At 70.9% G+C, this 24,064-nt stretch carries 17 protein-coding genes; 4 read left to right on the top strand and 13 right to left on the bottom strand.

Annotation, left to right across the window (positions count from 1 at the left end; genetic code table 11):
• Positions 1–7: 7 nt before the first annotated feature.
• Positions 8–922, top strand: coding sequence for an acyl-CoA dehydrogenase family protein (locus tag BM417_RS07980; RefSeq protein ID WP_093589364.1), 915 nt, complete (start codon positions 8–10; stop codon positions 920–922).
• Here BM417_RS07980 and BM417_RS07985 read toward each other — a convergent pair.
• Positions 906–1,994, bottom strand: coding sequence for an NAD(P)H-dependent flavin oxidoreductase (locus BM417_RS07985; protein ID WP_093589367.1), 1,089 nt, complete (start codon positions 1,992–1,994; stop codon positions 906–908). The two genes, BM417_RS07980 and BM417_RS07985, sit on opposite strands and share 17 nt — an antisense overlap.
• A complete protein-coding gene (locus tag BM417_RS07990; RefSeq protein ID WP_093589370.1) occupies positions 1,975–3,561 on the bottom strand; it encodes an acyl-CoA synthetase in 1,587 nt (528 codons plus the stop codon). The genes BM417_RS07985 and BM417_RS07990 overlap by 20 nt, the downstream gene beginning before the upstream one ends.
• Positions 3,562–3,635: 74 nt before the next feature.
• Here BM417_RS07990 and BM417_RS07995 point away from each other — a divergent pair, with 74 nt between their 5' ends.
• Entirely contained in the window at positions 3,636–4,427 is a 792-nt protein-coding gene (locus BM417_RS07995; RefSeq protein WP_093589373.1) for a crotonase/enoyl-CoA hydratase family protein, read from the top strand.
• A gap of 53 nt (positions 4,428–4,480) precedes the next feature.
• On the opposite strand, the gene BM417_RS08000 is transcribed toward BM417_RS07995, so the two are convergent.
• Positions 4,481–8,833, bottom strand: coding sequence for a trypsin-like peptidase domain-containing protein (locus BM417_RS08000; protein ID WP_177320333.1), 4,353 nt, complete (start codon positions 8,831–8,833; stop codon positions 4,481–4,483).
• Entirely contained in the window at positions 8,830–9,144 is a 315-nt protein-coding gene (locus tag BM417_RS08005; RefSeq protein ID WP_093589379.1) for a CU044_2847 family protein, read from the bottom strand. The genes BM417_RS08000 and BM417_RS08005 overlap by 4 nt, the downstream gene beginning before the upstream one ends.
• 107 nt (positions 9,145–9,251) lie before the next feature.
• Between BM417_RS08005 and BM417_RS08010 the strand changes: the two genes are divergently transcribed.
• Positions 9,252–10,322, top strand: a complete 1,071-nt coding sequence (locus BM417_RS08010) for a hypothetical protein (RefSeq protein ID WP_093589383.1) — start codon at positions 9,252–9,254, stop codon at positions 10,320–10,322.
• Complete coding sequence (locus BM417_RS08015) at positions 10,319–11,194, top strand: hypothetical protein (protein ID WP_093589386.1); 876 nt, start codon at positions 10,319–10,321, stop codon at positions 11,192–11,194. The genes BM417_RS08010 and BM417_RS08015 overlap by 4 nt, the downstream gene beginning before the upstream one ends.
• 292 nt (positions 11,195–11,486) lie before the next feature.
• On the opposite strand, the gene BM417_RS08020 is transcribed toward BM417_RS08015, so the two are convergent.
• From BM417_RS08020 to BM417_RS08060, 9 genes are all read right to left on the bottom strand, one after another.
• Entirely contained in the window at positions 11,487–13,433 is a 1,947-nt protein-coding gene (locus tag BM417_RS08020) for an Hsp70 family protein (RefSeq protein ID WP_093589389.1), read from the bottom strand.
• Entirely contained in the window at positions 13,433–14,221 is a 789-nt protein-coding gene (locus tag BM417_RS08025) for a hypothetical protein (RefSeq protein WP_093589392.1), read from the bottom strand. Before BM417_RS08025 ends, BM417_RS08020 begins: the two co-directional genes overlap by 1 nt.
• Complete coding sequence (locus tag BM417_RS08030; protein WP_093589395.1) at positions 14,218–15,738, bottom strand: WD40 repeat domain-containing protein; 1,521 nt, start codon at positions 15,736–15,738, stop codon at positions 14,218–14,220. Before BM417_RS08030 ends, BM417_RS08025 begins: the two co-directional genes overlap by 4 nt.
• Entirely contained in the window at positions 15,731–18,232 is a 2,502-nt protein-coding gene (locus BM417_RS08035) for an AAA family ATPase (RefSeq protein WP_093589398.1), read from the bottom strand. Before BM417_RS08035 ends, BM417_RS08030 begins: the two co-directional genes overlap by 8 nt.
• Positions 18,229–19,587, bottom strand: a complete 1,359-nt coding sequence (locus tag BM417_RS08040; RefSeq protein ID WP_093589401.1) for a hypothetical protein — start codon at positions 19,585–19,587, stop codon at positions 18,229–18,231. Before BM417_RS08040 ends, BM417_RS08035 begins: the two co-directional genes overlap by 4 nt.
• Positions 19,584–20,219, bottom strand: coding sequence for a 4Fe-4S single cluster domain-containing protein (locus BM417_RS08045; RefSeq protein ID WP_093589404.1), 636 nt, complete (start codon positions 20,217–20,219; stop codon positions 19,584–19,586). Before BM417_RS08045 ends, BM417_RS08040 begins: the two co-directional genes overlap by 4 nt.
• Before the next feature lie 146 nt (positions 20,220–20,365).
• Complete coding sequence (kstD, locus tag BM417_RS08050) at positions 20,366–22,072, bottom strand: 3-oxosteroid 1-dehydrogenase (protein WP_093589407.1); 1,707 nt, start codon at positions 22,070–22,072, stop codon at positions 20,366–20,368.
• Positions 22,069–22,524 carry a pyridoxamine 5'-phosphate oxidase family protein gene (locus tag BM417_RS08055; RefSeq protein WP_093589410.1) on the bottom strand — a complete coding sequence of 152 codons (456 nt, stop codon included), beginning with the start codon at positions 22,522–22,524 and terminating at the stop codon, positions 22,069–22,071. Before BM417_RS08055 ends, kstD begins: the two co-directional genes overlap by 4 nt.
• Positions 22,517–24,049 (bottom strand): acyl-CoA synthetase, encoded by a 1,533-nt coding sequence (locus BM417_RS08060; RefSeq protein WP_093589413.1) that lies wholly within the window; start codon positions 24,047–24,049, stop codon positions 22,517–22,519. Before BM417_RS08060 ends, BM417_RS08055 begins: the two co-directional genes overlap by 8 nt.
• Positions 24,050–24,064 lie beyond the last annotated feature (15 nt).

Consider the following 24,064-nt stretch of genomic DNA (forward strand, 5'->3'; position numbering starts at 1 on the left):
AGACTTCGTGGACTTCACCCTGACCGAGGCGCAACGCGAGCTCGCTGCCCTGACCCGCAAGATCCTCGACTCGTCGGACTCACCGTGGCTCGATCTCGTGAAGTCCGGGGTCGTGCCGGAGCAGCCCGACGAGTTCGGTGTGCTGGAGCAGTGCTCGGTGCTGATCGAACTGGGCCGCGTGGTCTCCGCCGTGCCCTACCTGCCCACGACGGTCGCGGCGTCGGCGCTCGCGGAGTTCGGCACCGCCGGCCAACGCTCGCGCTGGCTGACGCCGGGAACCGTGCTGTCCGTGGCCCTTTCGGAGGCCGACGGCGTGAAGACGACCGTCCCGTTCGTGGGCACGGCGGCCGCTTTCCTGGTGGCGCACGGCGAACAGGTCTTCCTCGTCGAGGCGGACCAGCTGGAGATCACCCCGCAGGAGCTGGTCGACGGCTCGGACGCGGGCTGCTTCGAGTTCCCGGGCGCCGGCGAGGTGGTTCCTGGCCTCTCCCCCGGCTGGCTGATCACGAGGTACACGCTGGGGTTGTGCGCTCTCCAACTCGGCGTGACCGAACGCGCGCTGGAGCTGACAGCCGAGTACGCGCGGACCCGCGTGCAGTTCGACCGGCCGATCGGCAGCTTCCAGGCCGTGGCGCAACGCCTCGCCGATGCGTACATCGACGTGGCGGCCATCCGTTTGACGCTCTGGCAGGCCGCCTGGCGTCTCTCCGAAGGCCTGGACGCCTCGGCAGAGGTGGCCACGGCGAAGTTCTGGGCGGCCGACGCCGGGCACCGCGTCGCGCACACCGCCGTGCACGTTCATGGTGGAACGGGCATCGACATGAGCCACGAGGTGCACAGGTACTTCACCGCGGCCAAGCGCAACGAGTTCGAGCTGGGCGGGGCGACCGCCCAGCTCCTGAAACTCAGCGCAGCTTGGTGAGACGTTCGACCGTCGCGTCGAACTCCGCCAGCAGGTCCGCCATGACGTCCGCGACGGGGCGCACCTCGTTCATCCGCCCGACGATCTGCCCGACCGGCATGGACACCACGGACGGGTCGTCGGACCGGGCGATCCGCAGGTGCGCCTCGCTCACCAGGATGTTCTGCAACGGCATCGGCAACGGATCCGGGGCGCCCGGCTCGGTCCACGCCTCGGTCCACCGCGTCTTCAGCAACCGCGCGGGTTTGCCGGTGTAGACGCGGGTGCGGACGGTGTCGCTGGAACCGGCGGCGAGCAACGCCTCCTTCGTGCTGGAGTTGCCCAGGGTGTACTCGGCCGTGGTGAGCCAGTACGAGCCCATCCACACCCCGGAGGCGCCCAACGCCATCGCAGCCGCGGCCTGGCGTCCCGAGCCGATGCCACCCGCGGCGAGCACCGGCACGTCCACCGCGTCCACGATCTCCGGCACGAGCACCATCGACGCGACCTCACCCGTGTGCCCGCCGGCCTCGTAACCCTGCGCCACCACTATGTCGACGCCGTTGGCCACATGCCTGCGCGCGTGCTCGGCCTTGCCCGCCAGCGCCGCCACCGGAACTCCGGCCGCGTGCACCCGTTCGATGACGTCGGCGGGTGGTGAGCCCAGGGCGTTCGCGATGAGCCGGATCGGGTGTTCCAGCGCCACGTCGACGTGCGATCGCGCGACCGAGTGCAGCCAGCCGAGCACTCCCTCGCCACCTTCGCCGTCGGGCAGCGGGGGCACGCCGAGCTTCAGCAACGTCTGTTGCACGAACTCCTTGTGGCTCTGCGGAATGAGCCCGGCGAGGTCGATCTGCGTGCCCTCCTTCGGCACGGTGGCGGGCATGACGATGTCGACGCCGTACGGCTTGCCATCGGTGTTCTCGTCCATCCACGTCAACGCGCGGTCGAGGTCCTCCGCGTCGTTGAACCGCACGCATCCGAGGACCCCGAACCCGCCCGCCCGGCTGATCGCCGCCGCCACGTGCTCGGACGGCGTGAAGCCGAAGACGGGGTGCTCGATGCCGAACTCGTCACACAGGCTGGTGCGCATGGTCCTCCACGTGGCGCTTCGCCCACTGGTAGTCGGGTTTGCCGCTCGGGGTGCGGCCGATCTCGCCGACCAGCCACAACGAACGCGGCACCTTGTAGCCCGCGAGGGTCTCGCGCACGTGAGCGTCCAGTTCGGACAGCGTCGGCGTCGCGCCGTCGCGTGGCTGGATGATCGCGCCGACGCGTTGGCCGAGCAGGTCGTCCGGAATGCCGATGACGAGGGCGTCGAACACGTCCGGGTGCGACTTCAGCACCCCTTCGACCTCCTCGGGGAACACCTTCTCGCCGCCGGTGTTGACGCAGGTGTTGCCGCGCCCCAGCAACGTGATGTCGCCGTCCTCCTCGAACCGGGCGAAGTCGCCGGGCACCGTGAACCGCTTGCCGTCGACCTCCACGAACATCCGCGCGGTCTTCTCGGGGTCCTTGTAGTAGCCGAGCGGGATGTGCCCGCCGCGCGCCAGTTTGCCGATCACGCCGGGCACGGGTTCGAGCTTGTTGCCGTCCTCGTCGATGACGATGGTGTCCTCGTTGAGCTTCACCTTGGTGCCGTCGGTCTTCACGATCTCCTTGGGCACCGCGCCGATGCCGGTGGACCCGGTCTCGCTCGACCCGATCGACTCCAGCAGCGTCGTGTGCGGCAGGTGCTCGTGGTACTGCTTCTTGACGGTGTAGGAGAACAGGGCGGCACTGCTGTTGAGGATGAACAGCGACGAGCCGTCGTACTGGCCGCGCTGGAACTCCTCGATCAAGGGCCGGCCCATCGCGTCCCCGGTGATGACGGCGACCTGGATCTTTTCCCTTTCGATCACCCGCCAGATCTCGGCGGGATCGAACTTGGGCACCAGCACCACCGTGCTGCCGCTGAACAACGCGCCGAGCACCGCCCACTGCGCCGCGCCGTGGATCAACGGCGGCAGGCACAGCCTGATCAGCCCGTAGTCCTTGCCGGACTTGGCCTGCTGCCACTCGTCGGTCAGCCGCTCGCCGGTCACGAAGTCGATGCCGCCGCCGAGCGTGCGCCACACGTCCTCGTGCCGCCACATCACGCCCTTGGGCATGCCGGTCGTGCCGCCGGTGAACAGGATGTAGAGGTCGTCCGGGCTGCGCGGCTCGAAGTCCCGCTCCGCCGACTCCTCGGCGAGCGCGGTCTCGTAGTCGGCACCCGCGAACGGTTCCTCCGTCTCGTCGTCGATCACGACCGTGTGGCCGGGGGCGCCGACCTCCGCGACCAACGGCGAGTACCGCCGTTCGTGTATCAGTGCCTTCAGATCCGCTTCACCGAACAAGTACTGCAACTCGTTCTTGGTGTAGCGGTAGTTCACGTTGATGGCCACGGCGCGCAGCTTGTAGACCGCGAGCATGGCTTCGACGAGCTCGATGGAGTTGCGCGCGTAGAGCCCCACGTGCGCACCCTGCGTCACGCCGTTCCTTGCCAGGTGGTGAGCCAGTTTGTTGGCTCGCGCCTCAAGTTCGGCGTAGGTGACCCTCTTGGACCCGCACACGAGCGCGGTCCGGTCGGGCACGGTGTCGGCGGCGTGTTCAACGAGGTCTGCGACGTTGAGGGCCATGGTGAGCAAAGTAGAACGTGTTACTGTTCTGGACAATCCCCCGTGCGGTCAGACTCGATCCAGGAGGCGCGCGAATGACGACCACGACGGAACCACATGCGTTGGTGGACTTGGTCGGCAACGTCTTGGTCGTCACGATGAACCGCCCAGAGGTCCGCAACGCGCTGTCGGGCCCCATGCTGGCCATCATGCGCGAGGCGTGGGACCGGGTGGACGCCGATCCGGACGTCCGAGTCTGCATCCTCACCGGCGCGGGCGGCTCGTTCTGCGCGGGCGCGGACCTGAAAGCCATGACGTCCAACCACCCCAGCGAGAACGCCGGCAAGTTCGACTTCTCCGTCATCGAACCGCTGCTGAAAGGTCGTCGATTGACGAAACCGCTCATCGCGGCGGTGGAAGGGCCCGCGGTCGCGGGCGGCACGGAAATCCTTCAGGCGACCGACATCCGCGTCGCCGGCGAGAGCGCGCGGTTCGGCGTCTCCGAGGCGCGCTGGGGCCTGTTCCCGCTGGGCGGCTCGGCGGTGCGGCTGCCGCGCCAGATCCCGTACACGGTGGCGGCCGACCTTCTGCTGACGGGGCGGCACATTCGCGCGGCGGAAGCCAAGGAGATCGGGCTGATCGGGCACGTGGTGCCGGACGGTCAGGCGCTCGACAAGGCGATGGAGCTGGCCGCGTTGATCACGGCCAACGGGCCGATCGCGGTCCAGAAGATCCTCCAGACCATGCGGGAGACCGAGGCCATGCACGAGAACGACGGGTTCAAAGTGGACGCTCGGCTCGGGATGGAGGTGTTCTCCAGCGAGGACGCGAAGGAGGGCCCTCGCGCCTTCGCCGAGAAGCGCAAGCCGGAGTTCAAGGGCCGCTAGGGGCCCGGAACGTTGCCGGGCGAATTACCCGGCCAACGTTCTGAGGCACGCCGCTAAGCCAGCAGGTCGATGTCCGCCATCAGCTGGTCCGCGCGCGCCCGGTCGTCGGCCGGCAGCGTGCGGTCCAGCAGGGAGCTCACCCTCGTGCGCGCGGCATCCGCTTCTCCCGCTTCCAGTTCGAGCACCGCGAACGCCAGCTCGGTCCGAGGGTTCTGCTGATCCGCCCTGCGCAGCCAGTGCTCCGCCTCGTGCCGGGCACCCTCCGCCGACGCCACCTCCCCCAGCAACCTCCAGATCTCCGTCGAGGGCTTCTCCGGCTCTGCCGGCTCGGGCGCCGCTTCGAGCGCGGCCACGGCCGGTGCGGCGGGTGGCAGTGCGGCCCGGGCCTCCCCCTTGGCCTCCGGTAGCCGTTCCAGGTCGCTCAGTGCCTCGTCGGCGGTGTCCGTGTCGCCCTGCTCCCGCGCCGAGGACTCGGCCCTGCGCAGGAGTTCGGCGCCCTCGTCGAAGTGACGCTGGGCCTCCGCGTCCCTTCCGGCGATCCGCTCACGTCTGCCGCGCAACACCGCGATCTGGCCGAGCAACTGGAGCGCGCTCGCGCCGTTCGCGGGATCGGTGCGGTCGAGGAACGGGGTCAGGACGTCCCAGGCGGCGTCCAGCGACGTCGCCTCTGGCTGGGGTTTCGCCAGTACCTGCAGAGCGGCGAGGTAGCGGCGGACGATCGCCTCGTCCTCCCACCTGAGCTCCTCCGCGAGCAGCGGGCGCAGCACGGACTCGGCTTCGGCGTAGCGCTCGTCCTGGAACAGCCGGCGCCCGGAGCGGGCGCGCACGCCCGCGCGGTCGGCCGGGTCGAGGCCGTCGACCGAGCTCTCCAGTTCGGTCAGCAGTTCGCTGCGGTCGGTCAGGCCGAGCACGTAGAGGTGGTCGATCAGGCGCAACAGGATCCGCACGCCCTCGGCGGGTTCGTCGGTGGGCGGCGGCGCGATCCCGCTCCACTCCTCCAGGTGCCGCATCAGCACCTCGGCGTGCGCGAACGCCTCGGTCCGGTCGTTCGCGGCGAGGTCGAGGACCGTCAGCCAGTACGTCGACTGGGTCGCCACGTCCGCGTCCACGGCCCGTTCGGCGGCGATCTCCAGGTCGGCACGCGCGAGCGCGAAGTCCTCGCGGTCGTGGTGGATCATGCCGCGCAGCAGGTGGGCGGTGCTCACGATGATGTCGAACCCCGAGTCGCAGGCTCCGTCGAGCAGGTCCACGACGCGGTCGGTGTCGCTGTCCTCGTTGACCTCCAGGATCGCCAGGTCGACGCGGGCGGCGCCGGACCAGAACGGATGATCGGACTCCACCGTCCTCAGGTAGGCGGCGCGGGCGCCTTCGACGTCGTCGGTGGCGTTGAGGATGTCGCCGAGGAGCTCGTTCGCCCGCGGTGCCTGGTGCTGGTGGCCGGAGTCGGCGGCGGCACGCAGGATCGGCACGACCTCCTCCGCCCCGGCATCCTCCTGGTTCCACATCAGCAACGCGAGGTCGACCGCGGCCGTCACCGCCCAGTCGGTGTGCTGGGAGTCGATGGCGCGCTGGTAGGCCGCCCGCGCGTCCTCGGTCTGCTTCCGTTCGGCCAGCAGTTCACCGAGGACCGTCGCGGCCCACGGGCCGTTGTCGCGGTGCCCGGTGCCGATGACCTCGTCCAGCAACTCACGGGCACGGGCGTCCTCCGATCCGCTGGTCCACCACAGGATCGCGAGGCCGACCTTCGCCGCCTGGCTCCAGTCGCGGTGCCCCGAGTCGATCGCGGCCTGGTACGCCTCGGTGGCGAGCGCGCCGTTGTCGAGTTGCCGCAGCAGGTCGCCGAGCATGTAGGCGGCCATCGGGCCGTAGTGCGGGTGTTCCTCGTCGGCGACCCTGGCCAGTTCCTCGACCGCCCCCTCGAAGTCGCCGCGGTGCTGCGCCACCGCCGCCTTGCCCACGCCCGCGAGTCCCGACGCGTTCCACTCGCCGGACTCGATGGCCTGGTCGAAGTACCGGTCCGCGCCGTCGAGATCTCCCTCGACCAGCAGCAGCCGGCCCATGCCCGCCGAGGCGATCGGACGGATGACCGGGTCGTTCGCGGCGAGGCTCGCCTCCAGCAGCACCCTGGCGCGGTCCGCCTGCCCCTGGTCGATCTTGAGGATGCCGAGGTTGGTCTGGGCCAGGTTCGTCGCGCGCAGCCCGCTGAACTCCTGCACGGACTGGATGAGGCGGACAGGACCGGTGCGGCGTTGCGGTGTGGACGACTGCTGCTCGCGGTGGCCGAGGCCCTGAGAGGCGAGCATCGCGCCGAGCTGAGCCTGGGCCAGCGGTTCCGCCTCCCCCGCGGAGGCCACCACCTCCTCCAGCATGACCTCGGCGGCCACGAGGTCGGCCTGGCCCCAGCGGATGGTGGCGAGGTTCGCCTTGGCCAGCCTGCGCACGTGCGGAGAGTCGCTCGCCAGCGCGGCGACCAGCAGTTCCTCCGCCTCCTGCTCGTGGCCCGCCTGCGTCTCGATCACGCCGAGCTCGATCTGGGCGAACGCGACCACCTCCGCGTTGCCGGAGCTGATCACCTCGCCCAGTCGTTCGCGGGCGACCGCGATGTCCCCGCGCGCGCCTTCCATCTGCCCGCACAGGAGGCTGGCCCAGCTCGCGACCGCCGGGTCGCCGGCCCGCAGCCGTGCGGAGTCGGCGGCGGCCAGCGCGAGTTCGGCGGGCAGGCCGAGGCGCACGGCGTTGTGCGTCACGATCAGCAGGTCGGTCGGCGTCACGGCCGGTGAGCGGGCCACGTGCCACCAGGTCTCGGGACGGACCTCGACCTCTTCGCGCTCCACCATGCCGACGAGGTAGTTCTCCGGCACGTACGCGTCGCCGACCCGCCGGATCGCGGCGTCCGCCGCCCAGCTCAGCGCCTCCGCGAACGTCTTGTCGTCGGGCTCCGGCTCGTCGTCGCGGAGGTAGTGGACCACCAGGGCGCGCAGGTCCGCCTCCGGGATCGGCGAGTCCGCGCCGGTGCGGCGCCACTCGACCGCCGCCATCATCACGGCCCAGCCGACCGGCGAGGTGTCCCGGCCGCTGGTGACCATCCACTCGAAGGTCGGGCCGGAGAAGAGCTGGTTGCCCAGCCTCGCGTCGACCGGGTCGAAGCGCGGGTACGCCGCCTTCGCGCCGGCGTGGTCCGCCTGGTCGAGCCTGTCCCGCACACCGACGTCGGGCACGTGGTCGAGCAGCTGCTTCGCCAGGTTGCCCAGTGGCCCGGTGCCCTTGCGGTACTCCAGGTACTTGCCGCTGTGCATGGTGGCGACCACGGTGATCGGCGGCTCGTGGGCGCAGAGCCTGTCCAGGGTGTCCTTGTCCAGACCGCCCGGCACCAGGTACCGCTCCAGGTGCTCCAGCCACACCACCGCGCCGGCCGGGGTCGTCGGCAGCGGTCCGTTCGCGAGCTCGGCGACCGCGGTGGCCTCCTTCGGCACGATGAGGGTGCGGTCGGCGGCGAACCGGCGGACCGCCTCCGCGAGCGACCGCGACTTGCCTGCCTTCATCTCGCCGGTGACGACGACGTGCCGTGACTCCCGCAGCACGGCGTCGAGCTTGGCGTCGAGCTCCGTGCGGGCCGCGTACTCCGGTGTCTCCGGGTAGATCCCGAAGAAGTTCAGCCCTGCCTCGCCGACCGCGGGCAGCCGGTCTTCGTCGCGCACCGTGGCGGCGAGCGTGGCGAGGCGCCAGGGTGTGACCCCGAGCAGCGTCGGCAGGCCGTGCCAGCGTTTCGCGATGGCGTCGACGCGCAGGGCAGTGCCGAGGCGGATGCTCGCCGCGTCGACGCCGGAGTCCGGGCGGCGGGCCTTCATCCGCTGGGAGACGATGCCGATCACGCCGCCGAGTTCGTTGTCCCACAACGGACCGCCGGAGAAGCCGCGTTCGAGCTCGAACCCGAGGACGCCGTCGGCCTCCAGGGTGAACTCGGTGTCCGAGGAGTGGGTGATCTTGCCGTGCCACGGCTGTTCGCGATCGTCCCCTGTGGACGGATAGCCGCACACACCGACGGAGTGGCCGTTGACCTGGAACGGATTCGCCAGTGGCGCCGGGCGGGCCCGGGAGGGCAGCACGCTGCCCTCCCGCAACCGCAGCACGGCGAAGTCGAGCCCGGTGTCCACACCGGACCACCCGACGACGTCCGCGAGCAGTTCCTCGTTGTCCCGCTCGTCGTCGCCGTACTGGAACAGCACGTGCACCGGGCCGTCCGGCTCGGGGTGCGCACCGTTTCCCTGCTGCTCCGCGACCACGTGCGCGCACGTCAGCACGTGGTCGGCCGTGACGAGCACGCCGGCCCCCTCCGCGCGCTGACCGGGGCCGCGGCGCACCTGCACCAGCCACGGCGGCCGGTCGGCCCACGGCCCCGCGCTCACGTGTCCTGCTTCCACCGCAGCTTGACGACGAAGTGGCCTTCGGTGGCGGTCTTCGCGACGATCACGCCCGCCTGCACGTTGAGCTTCACGCCGAACTCGATCTCGTGCTCGGACGGTCCGAGGTTCTTCAGCGCCGTCATCAACGTGCTGAGCGCGGGCCGCACACCGGCGAGGACGTCCTCGATCCTGCGGCCGGCCTCCACGATGGCGTCGCTGCCCTTCGAGACCCGTTCCATGCCGAAGTCGTACTCATCCACCTCGAATACGACCGGGTCACCCTCGTTGTTTTCGAAGCGCACCAGCGCGGTCACGTGAACACCTCGTTCTCGCATTGTTCGGATTCACCGTGGTGCGGACCGCACCGAGATGCTTCACTATCCTAGGACGGCGGCGACCGTAAATGAATGGAGCCGGGCGAGTGAATTCGCAGGACGGGGACGCGGGGTGGCTCGGCGTCGACTCCGGCTCCGTGCACACCCGGACCGCCCGGTCCGGCGCGGAGAGCCAGGTCGTCTGCGGTGACCGGAGTGCCGCGTTGCGGTCGGCGCTCGCCGGTCAGGCCGCGGCACGGCTCGTCGTCGCGGTGCCCGACGCGTGGTCCCGGTCAGGTCCCGCCGGGGCTCTGGAACGCGAGTCGCTGGTCCGGACCCTGGGCGGGTTTGCGCAGCACAGCGTGGTCGAGAGTTCGCTGGCGGTGGTCGCCTTCGCGGTGTCCTCCGGACTTGCCGACGGGTCCTGCGCAGTGCTCGACGTGGGTGCCGCCGGGGTCACGGCGGCGTGGTGCGAGGTGGAGGGCGCGACGGTTCGCCTGGTCAGGTCCACGACGACGCCGTGCGCCTCGTTCGACGCCGCGCTGGGTCACCGGCACGAGGACCTGCACGTTGCGCTCACCCAATTCCACGAACGCGGGAATCACGCGCTGAATGCGGCGATGCGCCTTTCTCGTTATCTGCGCACGCCCGCCTACCGGGTGGCCGGTTCGTGGCTCACCGCCGAATCGGTCATCAATGCTTTCGAACCTTTCGTTACAGCTATTCAGGCGACCGTTACCGGATTGTTGCCGCTGGCCGGCCCGATATTGCTGGCCGGTGGGTTCGCCCGGTTTCCGCTGACCGCTCAGGCCGTGCGGGACGCCGTTGGTTCTTCGCCGGTGGTGATGCCCGACGACGCCGCGGCCCGTGGTGCGCTGGCCCTGGCGCGCGGCGTGGTCGACGCCCCGCGCCCGTCTGGACGGCTGCTCGTCGACCGCGTCGTGAACGGCCTGCTGGAGGTCGGCGACCTCCCTCTGGACACCGAGCCGGTCGTCGAGGTGCCGGCCGGTCTGCACGCGACAGTCCGCCTCGGCACGTCCGTCGGCGTCACCCCCGGTCTGGCCGAGGGCCGCCATCGCGCGGCGTGGTGGCCGAACCGCGACGACCTCGGAGCCGTCGTTCTGCGCCCGCTGGACGGCGGACACCCGCTCATCTACCCGCTCGTGGAGGCGCCATGACCACGCATCCGGCAGTCGAGGCGTTGCGGTCCGCGCTGGCCCTGGCGACTCGGTGCGTCGAGGAGGTGTCCGCGTCCGGCGACGACGCCGCCGCGCTGGCCTGCGTGATCGAGCTGGACGAAGCCCTGGAAGAACTTCCGGCGTTGCATCGCGCGGTGACTGCACTAATCGGCCTGGCCTCACCCGGCCCCGAAGCCGGCGAACACGTCTCCGGCCGCGCGGCTCAGGCCTCCGACATCGCCGCGGGTCTCGGCTCCCTGCGGACGGCGCTCTCCACGGCCTCCCAGCACGAGGCGGAGCTCCAGGCCCTCCTCGCGGAACGCTCGTCGCTCCGCGACAAGATCACCGCACTGCGCCGCCTCGAACGGCTCAGCACCGCCCTGGGCGAGCTGGAAGGCCAGCGCCAGCTGATCGACGACCGCCTCAAAGCCCTGCGCCAGCCCGTGGAAAAGGCCGAGATCGCCGTCCTGCGCGGCGCCGTCGACCTCGTACGCCTGACCGACGAACGCCGTGAGGCCCTCCTCCCCCGCGTGAGGGAGTCACTGGACCAGGCCGCCGCGGCCCAGTCCGCACTGGCCGACGTGGAGGCGGAACTCACCCGGCACCGCACCGACCGAGCCGAGGCCGCCCGCCGCCACGAGGAACTGACCACCCTGCACCGCGAAGGCATCGCCGCCATGCGAGCCCAGGCGGCAGCCAACCTCCGCGTCGCCGAGGCACTGGGCGCGCCGGGCGGCGACGGCCTGAGCCAGGTCGCCGAGGTGGTGCGGGACGTGCAGACCCGGCTGGCCGAGGTGGACGGCGTCCTGGCCACGGCCCTCGACACGCGCCAGGCCGAAGGAGTGCGGGCCAAGGTCCACGCCAACCGCTGACCGAGAACCCACGGCGCACAGCAAGCCGAAGTCGCGCGGGCCAAGCCCACACCAACCGCTGACCGAGAACCCACGGCGCGCAGCAAGCCGAAGTCGCGCGGGCCAAGCCCACACCAACCACAGGTCGACGAGCACGAAACGCCGGCCACCACCCGGCTCACGCCGATCCGCCGGCCGCGGCCCCACCGCCGCCGACACCCCAGCAGGCCGAGGAACGCTCAGGACCGAGGCCCCATGCCGGCCCAAGTCCCTACCCGGCCACACCGAACACCCTCCCCGGCAAAGCCCACCGTCACGAGATCAGCAGCTCCGCCTCCTTCGCCTGCTCCTCCAACTGCAACGCCAGCTGGTGCGCCACCTGCGCCACGATCGCGTCGGCGCCATCGGTCCTCAGCTTCTGGGCCAGGTTCGCCGCCAGCTCCCGCTCCTTCGCGGGCGCCTTCTTCCTCAGCGACGCCTCCCGGAACATCTCGCGGCCCGCCACGGGGATGTTCGCCGTCCGCACCAGTTCGTCGGCCTTCTCCGCGGCGCTGCCACCGGCGGTTATCACAGCCCCGAAGCCGATGACCCAGGCGATGGGGCCGCCCACCGCCATCGCCGAGAAGACGGCGGCCGCGATGACGCCCACGACGACGCTCGCCACGACGCCCGCGATGGCCGCGGCCTGGTCGGCGAACACCACCGCCAGGCCCACCTGCGGGGACCAGGTCTGGTCGCGGACGCTGACGGGGGCCAGTTCCATGGCCTCGTCCCTGATGCGCCAGCGGCGGCAGATCGGTGCGGTCAGGTCGTTGAGGTCGGGGTGCAGGGCGTTCTGCCACTCGACGATCGCCGCCTGCACGCGCGGGTTGTCGGTCGCGGTCAGGGAGGCGCTCACCGCCTGGGCGATCTGGGCCTCCATCTCGGCGAGGGTCCTGATCTCGCCGCGCTTCCAGCGGCGGAACGCCGGGATGGCGTGCGCCTCGAACGCGCCTGTGGCCACGGCGTCACCGAGGCGGCTGGCCAGGGAGCCGAGGTGGTTGCGCACCACGGTCTCCACCATGCCTTCGCGCAGGAAGTCCGCGATGTCCGCGCGGAAACCCTTGGCGCGCTCGGAGATGCGGCCGGCGAGGGCCAGGCCGCGGGCGATGGCCAGTTCGGGTTCGCTGCCCATCACCACGCGGTCGCCGAAGATCTCGCGGGCGTAGTCGAGCACGAACGTCATGCGCGAGGCCCCGCCGGTGAGCACGACGTGCGACGGCTTGCCCTTCACGGCCGCGGCGGCCAGGAGCAGGTCGTCGCGGAACGCCTCGCGCCAGCCGCGGCCTCCCAGCGCGGGCTGGGCGGTGTCGAGCACCTCTGCCATCGCCGTGCGGCCGATCCTGATGGGGTAGAAGGCGTTCTCGTCGCCACCGAGCGGTTCGTAGGTGTAGGTGCCGACGACCTGCTGGGCCGCCGGGTGGTCCTTGGTGAAGAAGTCCTCCTTGGCCATGCGGCAGGCGAACTGGAGGCGCTTGCGCTCGAAGTCGTTCCACTCGATGTGGCGCTCGACGTCCGCGCGGTACGGGCTCTCCCGCAGGAACCAGTTCATGATCGCGATGTCGATCAGGCTCGCGCCGAGTGCCGAACCCGCGTCCTTCACCGGGTTCGCCCGCCGCCCGGTCACCACCGTGATGTCCAATGTGGACGAACCGAGGTCCGCGACCAGCACGGTGTCCGCCGCGGTCAGCTGGAGCCTGCCCTTGGCGCGCGCCGGACGGTCCCGCACCTCGCCGGAGTCACGCGCGAACAGCAGGGCCGCCCTGGACTCCGCGACCACCTCGACGTCGGCGAGACCGGCCTCCCGCAACACCTCCAGGTACCGGCCGCGGATCTCGGGCGACCACCCGGACGGCGTGCCGAACACCCACCGGGTCGGCCGGTCGTCGGGCAGCCTGCCCACGCGCTTGAGGTCCTCCCGGACGCCCTGCACGAACAACCGGGTCGGCCGTGCGACCTTCTCCTCGTCGAAGCTCGGGTCCTTGAACGCGACGTACAGCCGCGCGTCCTCCTGGTTGATCGCGAACACGCCGAGGATGATGCCCTTCGCCGGGTGCTCGGCGACCGCGGTCACCGAGACGTAGGTGCGACCGGCGGCGCTGGGCAGTTCCTGCTTGATCACCTCGTCCTCGCGCACGTCCGGCACGACCGCGAGCGCGGTGTCCGCGTGGCCGAGGTCGAAGCCGACGATCCGCAGGTCCTTCGAGCGGTGGGTGGTCATCACCGTCCCCCTTCGCTGATCCGCGGCAGTTCGCCGCCTGGTGCGGTGTCCCCGGCGGGTCGCCGGGTCGCCTCGCCCGCCGCGACGATCTGCTGTCGCCACCGGAGCGCGGGCCGGACGGTCCGGATCTCGCCGTCCTCGAAACCCGGTGACGGGTCGAGGACGAAGTACTGGCTCACGTTCTCGTCGTAGGCGACGATCTCGATCTCGTGCTTGTCCCGCAGCTGGTCGACGAGCTGGTCCAGCCGGTTCAGCACCTTCGGCCCGTGCCCGGTCTGGCGGGCGCTGAGCAGGTCGTGCAGCAACCGGACGAGCTCGCCGTCCGCACCCCACGGCTGAACGAACGCCACGGGCGGACGGGGACGGGCGGCTTCCAGAGTCGCGTCCAGCGCTTCACACATGTGCAGCACGTGCTTGGCGAATCCCTGCGACCGCACGATCCGCGTCGGTTGCGGAGGGCGTGGTTCGGGTCGCGGCGGGCCCGCGAGCCAGTCCAGCCCGGTCGACCTGCGCGGCGCCCTCTCGGCCGGCTGGGGCATCTCGATCGCGAGCAGCATGCCCATCGCGGACTGCTTGAGCAGCCGCATCCCCTCTTCGAGCTGGTCGGCCCGCAACGACTCCTCGCTGTCCGCGGCGATGTCGTGGGTCCACCGGTCGAGTTCGCGCTGCATCTCGTTGATCCAGTCGCGCATCACCGTCTTCGTGTCCTCGACCGTCAGCCGTTCGTAGTGCACGACGAAGCGCCGCTGAGCGGCCCTGAACATCTCCGCGAACGTCGGTTCGTTCACCCGAGCCCACCTTCCTCAACGGCTGGTATCGACCACACCCGCACGACCCCGTCCTGCCGTCCCGCGCTGACCACGTGACCGTCGCCGGTGAGCGCGAGGCCGCGGACCGCACCTCGATGGCACCCGATCAGGACCCTCTTCCGGTTCCGCGCGGGCCACCAGACGACCTCACCCGCGGCGTCCGCGGTCACCAGGTCCCCGCCCGCCACGACGGCGACCGCGGTCACCGCGGACCGGCCGGCCGATGCCGACCAGCCCCGCTCGGAACGCAGGTCGTGCACGTGGGCGGAGCCGTCGGCGCAGCCCACCGCGAGGAATCTCGCGCGGTCGTCCAGATCGAGCGCGACCACACCCGCGGACGCGGGCACCTCGTGGATCAACTCGCCCGCCCACGTGTCGTACACCCGCACCACGCGGTCACCTCCCGCGGCGGCGGCGACCGCACCGTCCGATGTGGACGCGAGCACCGCGCCTCCCTGGCCACCGGCCAGAATCGGCCGCATGGGTTCCGCGCCGGCGCGGTCGACCGTGCTGCGGTTGATCACCCCGTCGTCGCCGAGGCTCACCGCGATGCCGTCACCCGCGCGAACGCCGTTGACGCGTCCCTGATGCGCGGGCAGCAGCAGGATCGACCCGTGCTCGTCCCGCAACCGGACGTCGCCGTCCCAGCCACCCGCGAGCCACACCGTCCGGTCCCGTGCGCCGTCGACCGCGCTCACCGCGCCGCCGAGCAACGGCACGACCCCGGCGGAAGCACCGTCGAACGTCCAGCCCCGCACCGAACCGTCCCGCGCGCCACCCACGACCGTGCCGTCCCGCACGGTCCACGCGGTGATCTCGGCGTCCGAGCTCCACATGACATCACCGGCGCCACCGTCACGCCGGACGACGACCTCCGCGCCGGTGCCGGCGACGAGCCGCTCGGGCACCTCCCAGCCGGGCACCCGCAGCAGAACCCCGTGTGCGGCGGGGTTCCGCGCGAAGCGACCGGTCCCGCCCGCGAGCCGGAACGCCTGTGCGGCCTCGTCCTCCGGCAGGTCGGGGACCAGCATCGGCCACGTGTACCGCACGAGCTCGGCACGTTCGCGGAGCACGCCGTCCGGCTGCACGTCGAAGGTGTGCGCCGCCACGGCGTCCGCACGCACGTCCAGGACGCTCACCACGGTCAGCTTCCGCCGTTCCAGCACCTCGCGCGCCACCGATCGGGGCGACGCGGGACCTCGCCCCGCCGAAGAGTCCAGCTGGACGCGCGCCCACGCGCGGTCGTCCTCATCCGGCGGACCACCGCGCACGAACGCCTCGGTGCGGTCGAGCATCGCCCGGTCTCCCGCCGCGGCACGGGTGGCGGTGACCAGGTCGAACCGCAGCCGCGCCCGCTCCAGTCCTCGTTCGAACGTGGCCGCGGCGCCGGGTCCGGGGCTGATCCGCCATCCGGTGCGCAGCAACCAGCCGCACCGGCCGCAGACGTCGCCGGTGATCGAGGTGGCGCAGACGGGGCACACCGCGACGTCAGTCATCGGGCACGTCCCCCGGTTGGAGCAGCCGCAGTTCCTCGTCGGTGGCGTCCACGGGCACGCGCTTGGCGAGCGACGCCGTCATCCGTCCCAGCAACTTCCGCGCCGTCCGGGCGTTGCCGAACGCCCGTCCCTGCCTGCGGCGGTCCAGGCTCAGCCACCGGGCGGCCCGGACGGCCGCGGCCTTGGTGAGCTCGTACCCCTTGTCCTCGGCCAGCCTGCGCAGCACCTCGACGAGCTCCTGGTCGGTGTAGGCGCGGAAGTCGATCTGGAGGTCGAACCTCGACGCGAGACCGGGGTTGGCGTCGAGGAACCGTCGCATCTCCTCCGGGTAGCCCGCCGCGACCAGCACGAACTGGCCCCGCCGGTTCTCCATCTCCTCCAGCAGCACGGCAAGCGCCTCCTGCCCGTACTGGTCCAGCCTGCTCACGGCGGCCAGCTCGTAGGCCTCGTCGACGAACAGCACCCCGCCGAGCGCCTGCTGGATCGCTTCACGGGTGCGCGGCCCGGTCTGTCCCATCCACTCGGCGACGAGATCGCTGCGCGACACCGCGTGCACGTGACCGCGAGGCACCAGACCGAGCACCATCAGCAGCTTGCCGACCAGCCGGGCGACGGTCGTCTTGCCGGTGCCGGGAGGTCCGACGAACAGCATGTGCGGCGCCACCACCGGCTCCGCGGTCATGCCGCGGGCACGGCGTTGTTTGTTGAGCCGCAACAGGTCCACCAGCTCGCGGAACATCCGTTTGGCGGACTCCAGCCCGACCATGCGGTCGAGCTCGGCGAGGAGGTTCTCCGGCGTCGGCAGGTCCCGGTCGGCCAGCATCCCGCGCTGGGCCTCCGGCAGGTCCTCGAGGTCGAGCGGCTCGCCCGCGTTGCCCAGCGTCCGCACGCTCCACCGCCGGGTGATCTGCTCGGCGAGGTTCTCCATGTCGCCCGCGTTGCCGAACCCCTCGGCGCGGGTGGCGTGCGTTCGTTCGGTGATCTCGGCGAGCCGGTCGGCCATCTCGTCGGACCAGCACATCCCGGCGCGCTTCAGCGCGGCCAGCAGGATCGCGTGCAGCTCGTCCGGTTCGAAGTCGGGGAAGTCGATCCGGTTGGGGAACCGGCGCGGCAGACCGTCGTTGGAGCGCAGGAACTCCGCCATCTTGGCGCCGTACCCGGCGACGACGACGGCGATCTGGCCGCGTTCCCGGTCCATCAGCTGGACCAGGGTCGTGATGGCCTCGCGGCCGAACGACGGACCCGGCCCGCCCGCGTCGTCGCTCAGGCCGTAGGCCTCGTCGATCAGCAGGATGCCGCCGCGGGCCTCCTCGAACGCCCGTTCGACCGCTCGGCGGGTGTGTCCCTGGTAGGCGCCGACGAGATCCGACGGCCGTGCCTCGTGCACGTGCCCGATCGGCAGCGCCCCGATGTCGCGGTAGAGCTCGCCGACGAGCCTCGCCACGGTGGACTTGCCGGTGCCGGGATTGCCGGTGAACACGACGTTGAGCAGGTGCGTGTCACCGTTGTCGCGCCCCGCCTGCCAGCCGATGTAGTGGCGGATCTCCTGGAGGTACTCCTTCACCGGCCGCAACCCGACCATGGTCCGCAGGCGTTCCTCGGCGCTGCGGCCGTCCGTGAGCGCGACCGGTACCCACCTGCGTTCGCGCAGCACGTCCGGCGTCAGCCGCACGCCGTCACGAACGAGCGCGTCGAGCCTGTCCCGCCACGACCGCAACGACTCCCGGCTCGCGACCATCGCGCGGACGACGATGTCGAGACGCGGCCAGTCGACTTCCAGGCCCCTGGTCAGGCGCACGGTCTGCACGAGCCGTTCCAGCTCGTCCGCCTGCGGTGCCGCGAGGATCAGCAGGCCGGGGCGATGGCCCTGGCCGTGTTCCTGCAACGCGGTGACCAGTCCGGTGAGCGCCGGATAGATGCGCAGCCCGTGCACGAAGTCGCGCACCTCGTCCAGCGTGCGCTGGCGGAACACCAGCAGGCACAGGTTGCCCGCGACCCTGGGCGCCTCCAGCCACGTCGTCAGCACGTCGCCGAACACGCCGCCCGCCGCGTTGTGCGTCAGCCACTGCTCCGCCTCGAGGAAGACCACCGCGGTGCGGGCGCGGCCGTCGTTCATGGCCGCGGCGAGCAGGTCGATGCCGCCCTGCTCGGTGAGCCCGGTCCTGACCGGCTCCGCCCTTCTCCGCAGCCCCATCGGGTCCATGCCCTGGAGCGGTCCGGGGGGCCGCACGGCACCGGCGGGCCGCGGCGGCCGCAGCAACCCCGCCGACTCCTCGTCGAGGCAGTAGACGACCTCCTCGGAGCGGCGGCTGAACAGGATCCGTTCGTAGCCCTGGTCGTGCAGGTATCTCCACAGCACGTCCTGGAGCGGCGCGGCCACCATGTCCTCGCCCAGGAAGAGGTCGCTGACGTACGACGCCAGGCCGTGCACGATCAGGAGCTGGATGCCCTCGGGTGTGGCGAGTCCTCCCCACCGCGCGGGCAACTCCGTCACGCCGGGCTCCTGCCCGGTGTCCCCTCGCCGCGGATCTCGGGCGGCAGGTCGCTCCGGTTGGGCTCGCCGCCCTCCTGGAGGTCCCCGACCGGCAGTTCGTACTGGCGCAGGTGCCGCTGGATCGCGACCGCCCGCGTGCCGCGTTGCGCGGCCGATCCGGTGTCGGTGTCGAACGACCGCAGCCGCAGCTGGGCGTCGGTCCCGTCGGTACCGGCGGGCGCGACCTCGACCACGATCTCGTTGCCGCTCAGGTGTCCCAGCCGGACGAAGATCGCCTCCCGGTCGTCGCCGCCCGCGAGCACCCACTGCTCGGCCTGGTAGGCGAACCCGTCCTGCAACGCGTCGGCCACCAGCTCGGCGATGTTCGACCGCACCTGGGCCGCCGTCACCCTGCGGCGGGCCGTGTCGACGACCTCGCCGAGCCTCGCGGCGAACGCCGGGGCCTGCTCCCGCACCACGGCTCTGAGCTCGTCGATGCTGATCAGCTCGTTGCCGTCGACCACACCGATGGCTTGGGCGACGTCGCGCCGCAGGTCACTCACCGCCCCGTCCGACCAGTGGTCGACGTCGAACTGGGCCTTCGTGATCTCCCCGTCGCGCTCGTCGACGATCAACGACGTCCTGTTCAGCTTCACCTGCTCGTCGATGAAGAGCAGCGAGTGCCGCGCCGCGACGCGCAACGCCGCCCACTCCGACTCCTTCAGCGTCACCTCGGTCTGCAGTTCGGCCAGCGAGTCGTAGACCGTCTGCGCTGTCACGACGGCCGCCTCCGGCCTGCCCTGGTCGAGGTGGTGGTGCGCGTCGCCCAGCTTGCGGCCCAGCCCGCTGAGAACTCCTGGAGCAAACCGTTCGTGCGGCAGCTTGTCGTCGATCAGGTCGTGTTTGACCTTGGCGTCGTTGAGCCAGGACTGCGCCGCTTCGGCCGCCCGCCGCCGATCGCCCTGCACCTCGTCGACACCCGCTTCGAGCCTGCGGATGTCCTCGCGGTGCTCACGCCGCTGCTCCTCCAGCTCACCGCGGATCGCCTGCTCGGTGCCGGCGAGCGCGTCGAACACCTCGGTGCGCAGCTCGTCCCCCGACGCCAGCAGCCGTTGCTCCAGCTGCCCGACGTGCTCGTCGAGGCGCCGCGCGGTCTCGCGTTCGAACACGGCGTTGCGCGCGCTCAGCTGGTTCAGCGTGCCTTCGAGCCCGGCCTGCCGGCGCCGGACGTCTCCGAGGTCGGCGTCGAGCTGCTGCCGCATCCCTTCCCGGAGGTGCTCGACGGTGTGCGCGTCGAGCGACTGGACGAGCGGTTCCACGATCTGCCTGCGGTACCAGTTCTGCAGCGCGATCTGCAGCGTCTTCTCCCCGCTCATCGCCCGTTCTCCCGTTCGATTCGCCGTGAGATCTCGCCAACCGTCGCGGCCATCCCGTGCGGTGGCACGCCGACGAGCATCAGCTCCACGAACTCGTCGTCGCCGCCGACCCGCACCTCGGCCGTGCGCGGGCCGTGTTCGAAGTCGAACCCCTCCGCCAGCCGGTCGGTGAGGTGGCGCACCTGCTGGTTGGTGCTGCCGCGCAGGCCGCGTCCGTCGTTGCGCACGGCCAGGTAGGGCCCGTCGACCAGAACGTCCACTTCGGACAGCAGGTCGGCGACGCCGGCGGAGGGCGGCCGCTCTTTCAAGCGCCGCAACGTGAATCCGGTGAAGCAGATCAACGACACGTCCCGCGCGCGGCGAACCTCCCGCGCCACCTCGGCGAGTCCGGCGGCCTGCATCATGGGCTCACCACCGGAGAACGTCAACCCGTCGACCGCGGGATCGGCGATCAGCTCGGCCGCGAGGTCGCCGGCGGGAACCAGGTTTGCCACGCGGTCTGGAATCCATTCGGGCGCAAGGCACTCCGGGCAGCGCAGGGGGCAGCCCTGCACCCACACCGCGGACCTCCAGCCAGGGCCCAGGTTCCTCGTGCCCACGCAGATCGCTGCCACGTTGACGTTCGCTGCCATGCGGACCTTCTCCGGTCGCGGCCAGGTACAACCCTGTGTCGTCCGGACCCGAACCGCCGTTACCCGGAATGCCGCGAAAAGAGGGTTCTCGCGGTCCACCTGCGAGAACCCTCTGGAGCAGTGCGGTGGTGCCAGTGGCGTGGCCCCTAGATGTCGTTGGCCGCGATGTACCCGAACGTCATGGCCGGCCCGATGGTCGACCCCGCGCCGGCGTAGCTCCGCCCCATCACGGCGGAGCTGACGTTGCCCGCCGCGTACAGACCTGGGATGACCGAACCGTCGGGCCGCAGGACGCGAGCGCGGGCGTCGGTGACCATGCCTCCCTTGGTGCCGAGGTCGCCCGGCACGATCTTGAACGCGTAGTACGGGGGCGCCCACAGCGGCGCGAGACACGAGTTCGGGAAGACCGCGGGGTCCGTGTAGTAGTGGTCGTAGGCGCTGTCGCCGCGCTTGAAGTCGGTGTCCCTGCCCGTGAACGCCTGGTTGTTGAACCGGGTGACGGTGGACTTCAGCGACGCGCCGGGAACCCCGATCGCGCTCGCCAGGCCGTCCAGGGACCAGTTCTTCACCACGGCGCCCGACTGGTACCAGCCGTCGGGCAGCGGCAGGGTCGGGGCCACGTCGGCGAACAGGTACCTGTTGCGGTAGTTCTGGTCCACGACGAGCCAGGCAGGAATGCACGGGTCCGCGGGGTTCTTGTCGTACATGACGTGCACGACGTCGCTGTAGGGCGCGGCCTCGTTGACGAACCGCTTGCCGGCGGCGTTGATCATCAGGCCGCCGGGGAGCGTGCGTTCGGCGAGGCAGAAGTACGGGGTGCCGGGCACCGGGATCGCCGGGCCCCACCAGGCGTCGTCCATCAGGTCGAGGGCCGCGCCGATCCGCTGGCCCGCGCGGTGGCCGTCGCCGGTGTTCTCCTTCGCGCCGACCGTCCACTGCGTACCGATGGGCTGGCGCTGGTGCTGGGCGCGCATGGCCGCGTTGTGCTCGAAGCCGCCGGAGCCCATGATCACGCCCCGCCGTGCCCGCACGAGTCCGCGCGAGGTCAGCACTCCCTTGACCGCGCCGTTCACCACGTGCAGCTCTTCGAGGCCGGTGTTGAGCCACACCGGGACGTTCGCCTGCATCAGGCCCGCCCGCAGACCGCCGGCGAGGGACTGGCCCATGGTCAGCGGTTTCTGGCCCGCGAGTGCGGCGGCCGTTCCCCGTGCGAGAGCGGCCGCGGCCGTCGCGGCGCCCTTCGCGTTGACGAGGGCGAGGGCGAGCCACTTGTAGTCGGCGCCGTAGATGACCATGCCCGCCGGGGTGGCGAGGTAGGGCGCGTTCAGGTTCGCGAGCTCGGCGCCGAGGATCCGGCCGTCCATCATCTCGGGCTCGATCGAGCGGCCCTTCGCGATGCCGCCGGGGTATTCGGGGTAGTAGTCGCTGTAGCCGTCCATGTGCCGGAAGCGCAGCGGGCTGTTGCGCATGACGAACGAGATCATCTGCGGCCCGTGCGTCAGGTAGGCCTGCTGCCGCACCAGAGGGATGTCACCGACGACCGCCGCCAGATACTGCGCGGCCTTCGCGGGTGTGTCCGGGATGCCGGCCGCGAGGATGACCTCGTTGTTGGGGATCCAGATGCCGGCACCGGACCGCGCGGCCGAACCGCCGTAGGTCGGCGCCTTCTCCACGACCACGCAGCTCAGTCCGCGCTTGGCCGCGGTGAGCGCGGCGGTCATGCCGGCCGCGCCGGCGCCGACCACGACGACGTCGAACTCGCCGAGGTCGGCGGAGGCCGACGACGGCTTGACGAGTCCCGAGGCCAGCGCGAGACCGGCTCCGGCGAGCACCTGACGGCGGTTTAGGTTCATGGGGTCGCTCCAGACATCGTCTTCCGGTGGTCCCAGCTGGCGGTCTTGGTCGGACGGAAGATCACGGCGACGCGCCTCGACATCGCCTTGCGCAGGGCCTCGCGGGCGTCGGGGTCGGAGCCGACCTCGCCGAAGTTGCGCGCCACCACGGCGTCCACGACCCGGCCGAGGTCCGGGGTGAACTCGGTGACGCCCTCCATGTGCACGCCGCGCAGCTGGTCGTAGGTCTCCCCCGCCTCGGCCAGCACGCTGCACCGCGGATCCCGTTGCAGGTTCACGATCTTCTGCGACTTGCGGTCCGTGCAGAACACGAGCTCGCCGTCCACCCACGCGAACCACATCGGCGCGAGGTGCGGCAGCCCGTTGCGGCCGATGGTGGCGACGATCAACGTCTTCTGCTCACCCAGAAATGCCTCGACCTCGGCGGCCGACATCCTGATCGCGTCACGCACCGCTTGAACTTCCTTCTTGGCTGCGCAGCTTCCGCTTGTACAGCTTCCCGTTCGGATCACGCGGTAGTTCGGCCAAGTACTCGATCGTCCGTGGCAGCTTGAACTTCGCGAGACGGGTGCGGGCGAACTCCAGCAGTTCCTCGCTCAGGGCTTCGGAAGCCTCCACGCCGTCAGCGGGCTGCACGACGGCCTTGATCGCCTCGCCCCAGTCCGGGTGCGGCACACCGAACACGGCCACGTCCGCGACCTTGGGATGGCAGATGAGCTCGCCCTCGATCTCCGCCGGGTAGATGTTCACTCCACCGGAGATGATCATGTCGTTCTTGCGGTCGCACAGGAACAGGTAGCCGTCCTCGTCCAGATAACCGATGTCCTGCAACGTGAACAGCTTGCCCACCCGCGCGGCACGGGTCTTCTCCGCGTCCTTGTGGTACTCGAACGTCGCGTCGCCCATCCGCATGTAGACCAGGCCCTGCTCGCCGACGGGCAACTCGGTGCCGTCCTCGCCGAGGATCTTGATCTCGGACGTCGGCCAGGGCAGCCCGACGGATCCCGGTTTGCGCAGCCATTCCTGAGCGGTGATCGCGGTGCCGCCGCCCTCGGTGGCCGCGTAGTACTCGATCACGACCGGTCCCCACCAGTCGAGCATGCGGCGCTTGACCTCCAGGGGGCACGGCGCCGCGCCGTGGATCATCGCGCGCAGCGAACCCATGTCGTACTTGGCTTTGACGTCGTCCGGCAGCGCCAGGAGCCGGTGGAACTGGGTCGGCACCATGTGGCTGTGGGTGACCTTGTGCCGTTCGATCAGCCGCAGCATGTCCTCGGGCGCCCAGTGGTCCATGAGCACGGTGGTGTGGCCGAGCTGGATCGAGATGACGACGAAGTTGAGCACCGCCGTGTGGTAGAGCGGCGACCCGCACAGGTGCACGTGCCCGTCGTGCGGCTTGATCCCGAAGATGCCGAAGAACCAGGGGGCGGACGGCGGCACGACGTCCGGGTCGGCGCCGGTCAACGGCCTGCGCACGCCCTTGGGCCGGCCGGTCGTGCCGGAGGTGTAGAGCATCGGCGACCCGGCGGTGCGCCCCTCGGGACGGCCTTCTTCGCCGGCACCGAGCTTCGCCAGCGGTTCGAACTCGGGGATGTCCCCGACCGCGAACCGCGCGTTGGCGGGCAGGCCGGCCGAGGCCTCCGCGGCGGCGGCCGCGAACCGTTCGTGGGCAACGAAAGCCTTCGCCCCGCTGTCCTGCACGAGGTACGCGACCTCGGCCCCGGTCAGGTGCCAGTTGGCCATCACGACGTAGAGGCCGGTCTGGAAGGCGGCGAAGTACACCGCCACCAGGTCGGCGGTGTTGGGCAGCATCAGCACGATGCTGTCGCCGGGTTCGAGGCCCAGGGCCCGGAACCCGCGTCCGTAGCGGTTCGCGGCGTCCGCGAGCTCCGAGTAGGTGATCTCTCGACCACTCGGATCGACCAGCGCGGTCAGGTCCGGCTGATCGGCAGCGATGTTCCAGAGTCCTGTGACCACACCCTCAAAGTAGAA

This window comes from Lentzea waywayandensis (assembly GCF_900115955.1).
Taxonomy (GTDB): domain Bacteria; phylum Actinomycetota; class Actinomycetes; order Mycobacteriales; family Pseudonocardiaceae; genus Lentzea; species Lentzea waywayandensis.

What these genes read in the sequence shown, in the direction of transcription:
- BM417_RS08030 (WP_093589395.1), bottom strand. Translation starts at nt 15,738, where the DNA reads ATGACTGACGTCGCGGTGTGCCCCGTCTGCGCCACCTCGATCACCGGC.
- BM417_RS07995 (WP_093589373.1), top strand. Translation starts at nt 3,636, where the DNA reads ATGACGACCACGACGGAACCACATGCGTTGGTGGACTTGGTCGGCAAC.
- BM417_RS07990 (WP_093589370.1), bottom strand. Translation starts at nt 3,561, where the DNA reads ATGGCCCTCAACGTCGCAGACCTCGTTGAACACGCCGCCGACACCGTG.
- BM417_RS08040 (WP_093589401.1), bottom strand. Translation starts at nt 19,587, where the DNA reads ATGAGCGGGGAGAAGACGCTGCAGATCGCGCTGCAGAACTGGTACCGC.
- BM417_RS08045 (WP_093589404.1), bottom strand. Translation starts at nt 20,219, where the DNA reads ATGGCAGCGAACGTCAACGTGGCAGCGATCTGCGTGGGCACGAGGAAC.
- BM417_RS08020 (WP_093589389.1), bottom strand. Translation starts at nt 13,433, where the DNA reads ATGACCACCCACCGCTCGAAGGACCTGCGGATCGTCGGCTTCGACCTC.
- BM417_RS08015 (WP_093589386.1), top strand. Translation starts at nt 10,319, where the DNA reads ATGACCACGCATCCGGCAGTCGAGGCGTTGCGGTCCGCGCTGGCCCTG.
- BM417_RS07985 (WP_093589367.1), bottom strand. Translation starts at nt 1,994, where the DNA reads ATGCGCACCAGCCTGTGTGACGAGTTCGGCATCGAGCACCCCGTCTTC.
- kstD (WP_093589407.1), bottom strand. Translation starts at nt 22,072, where the DNA reads ATGAACCTAAACCGCCGTCAGGTGCTCGCCGGAGCCGGTCTCGCGCTG.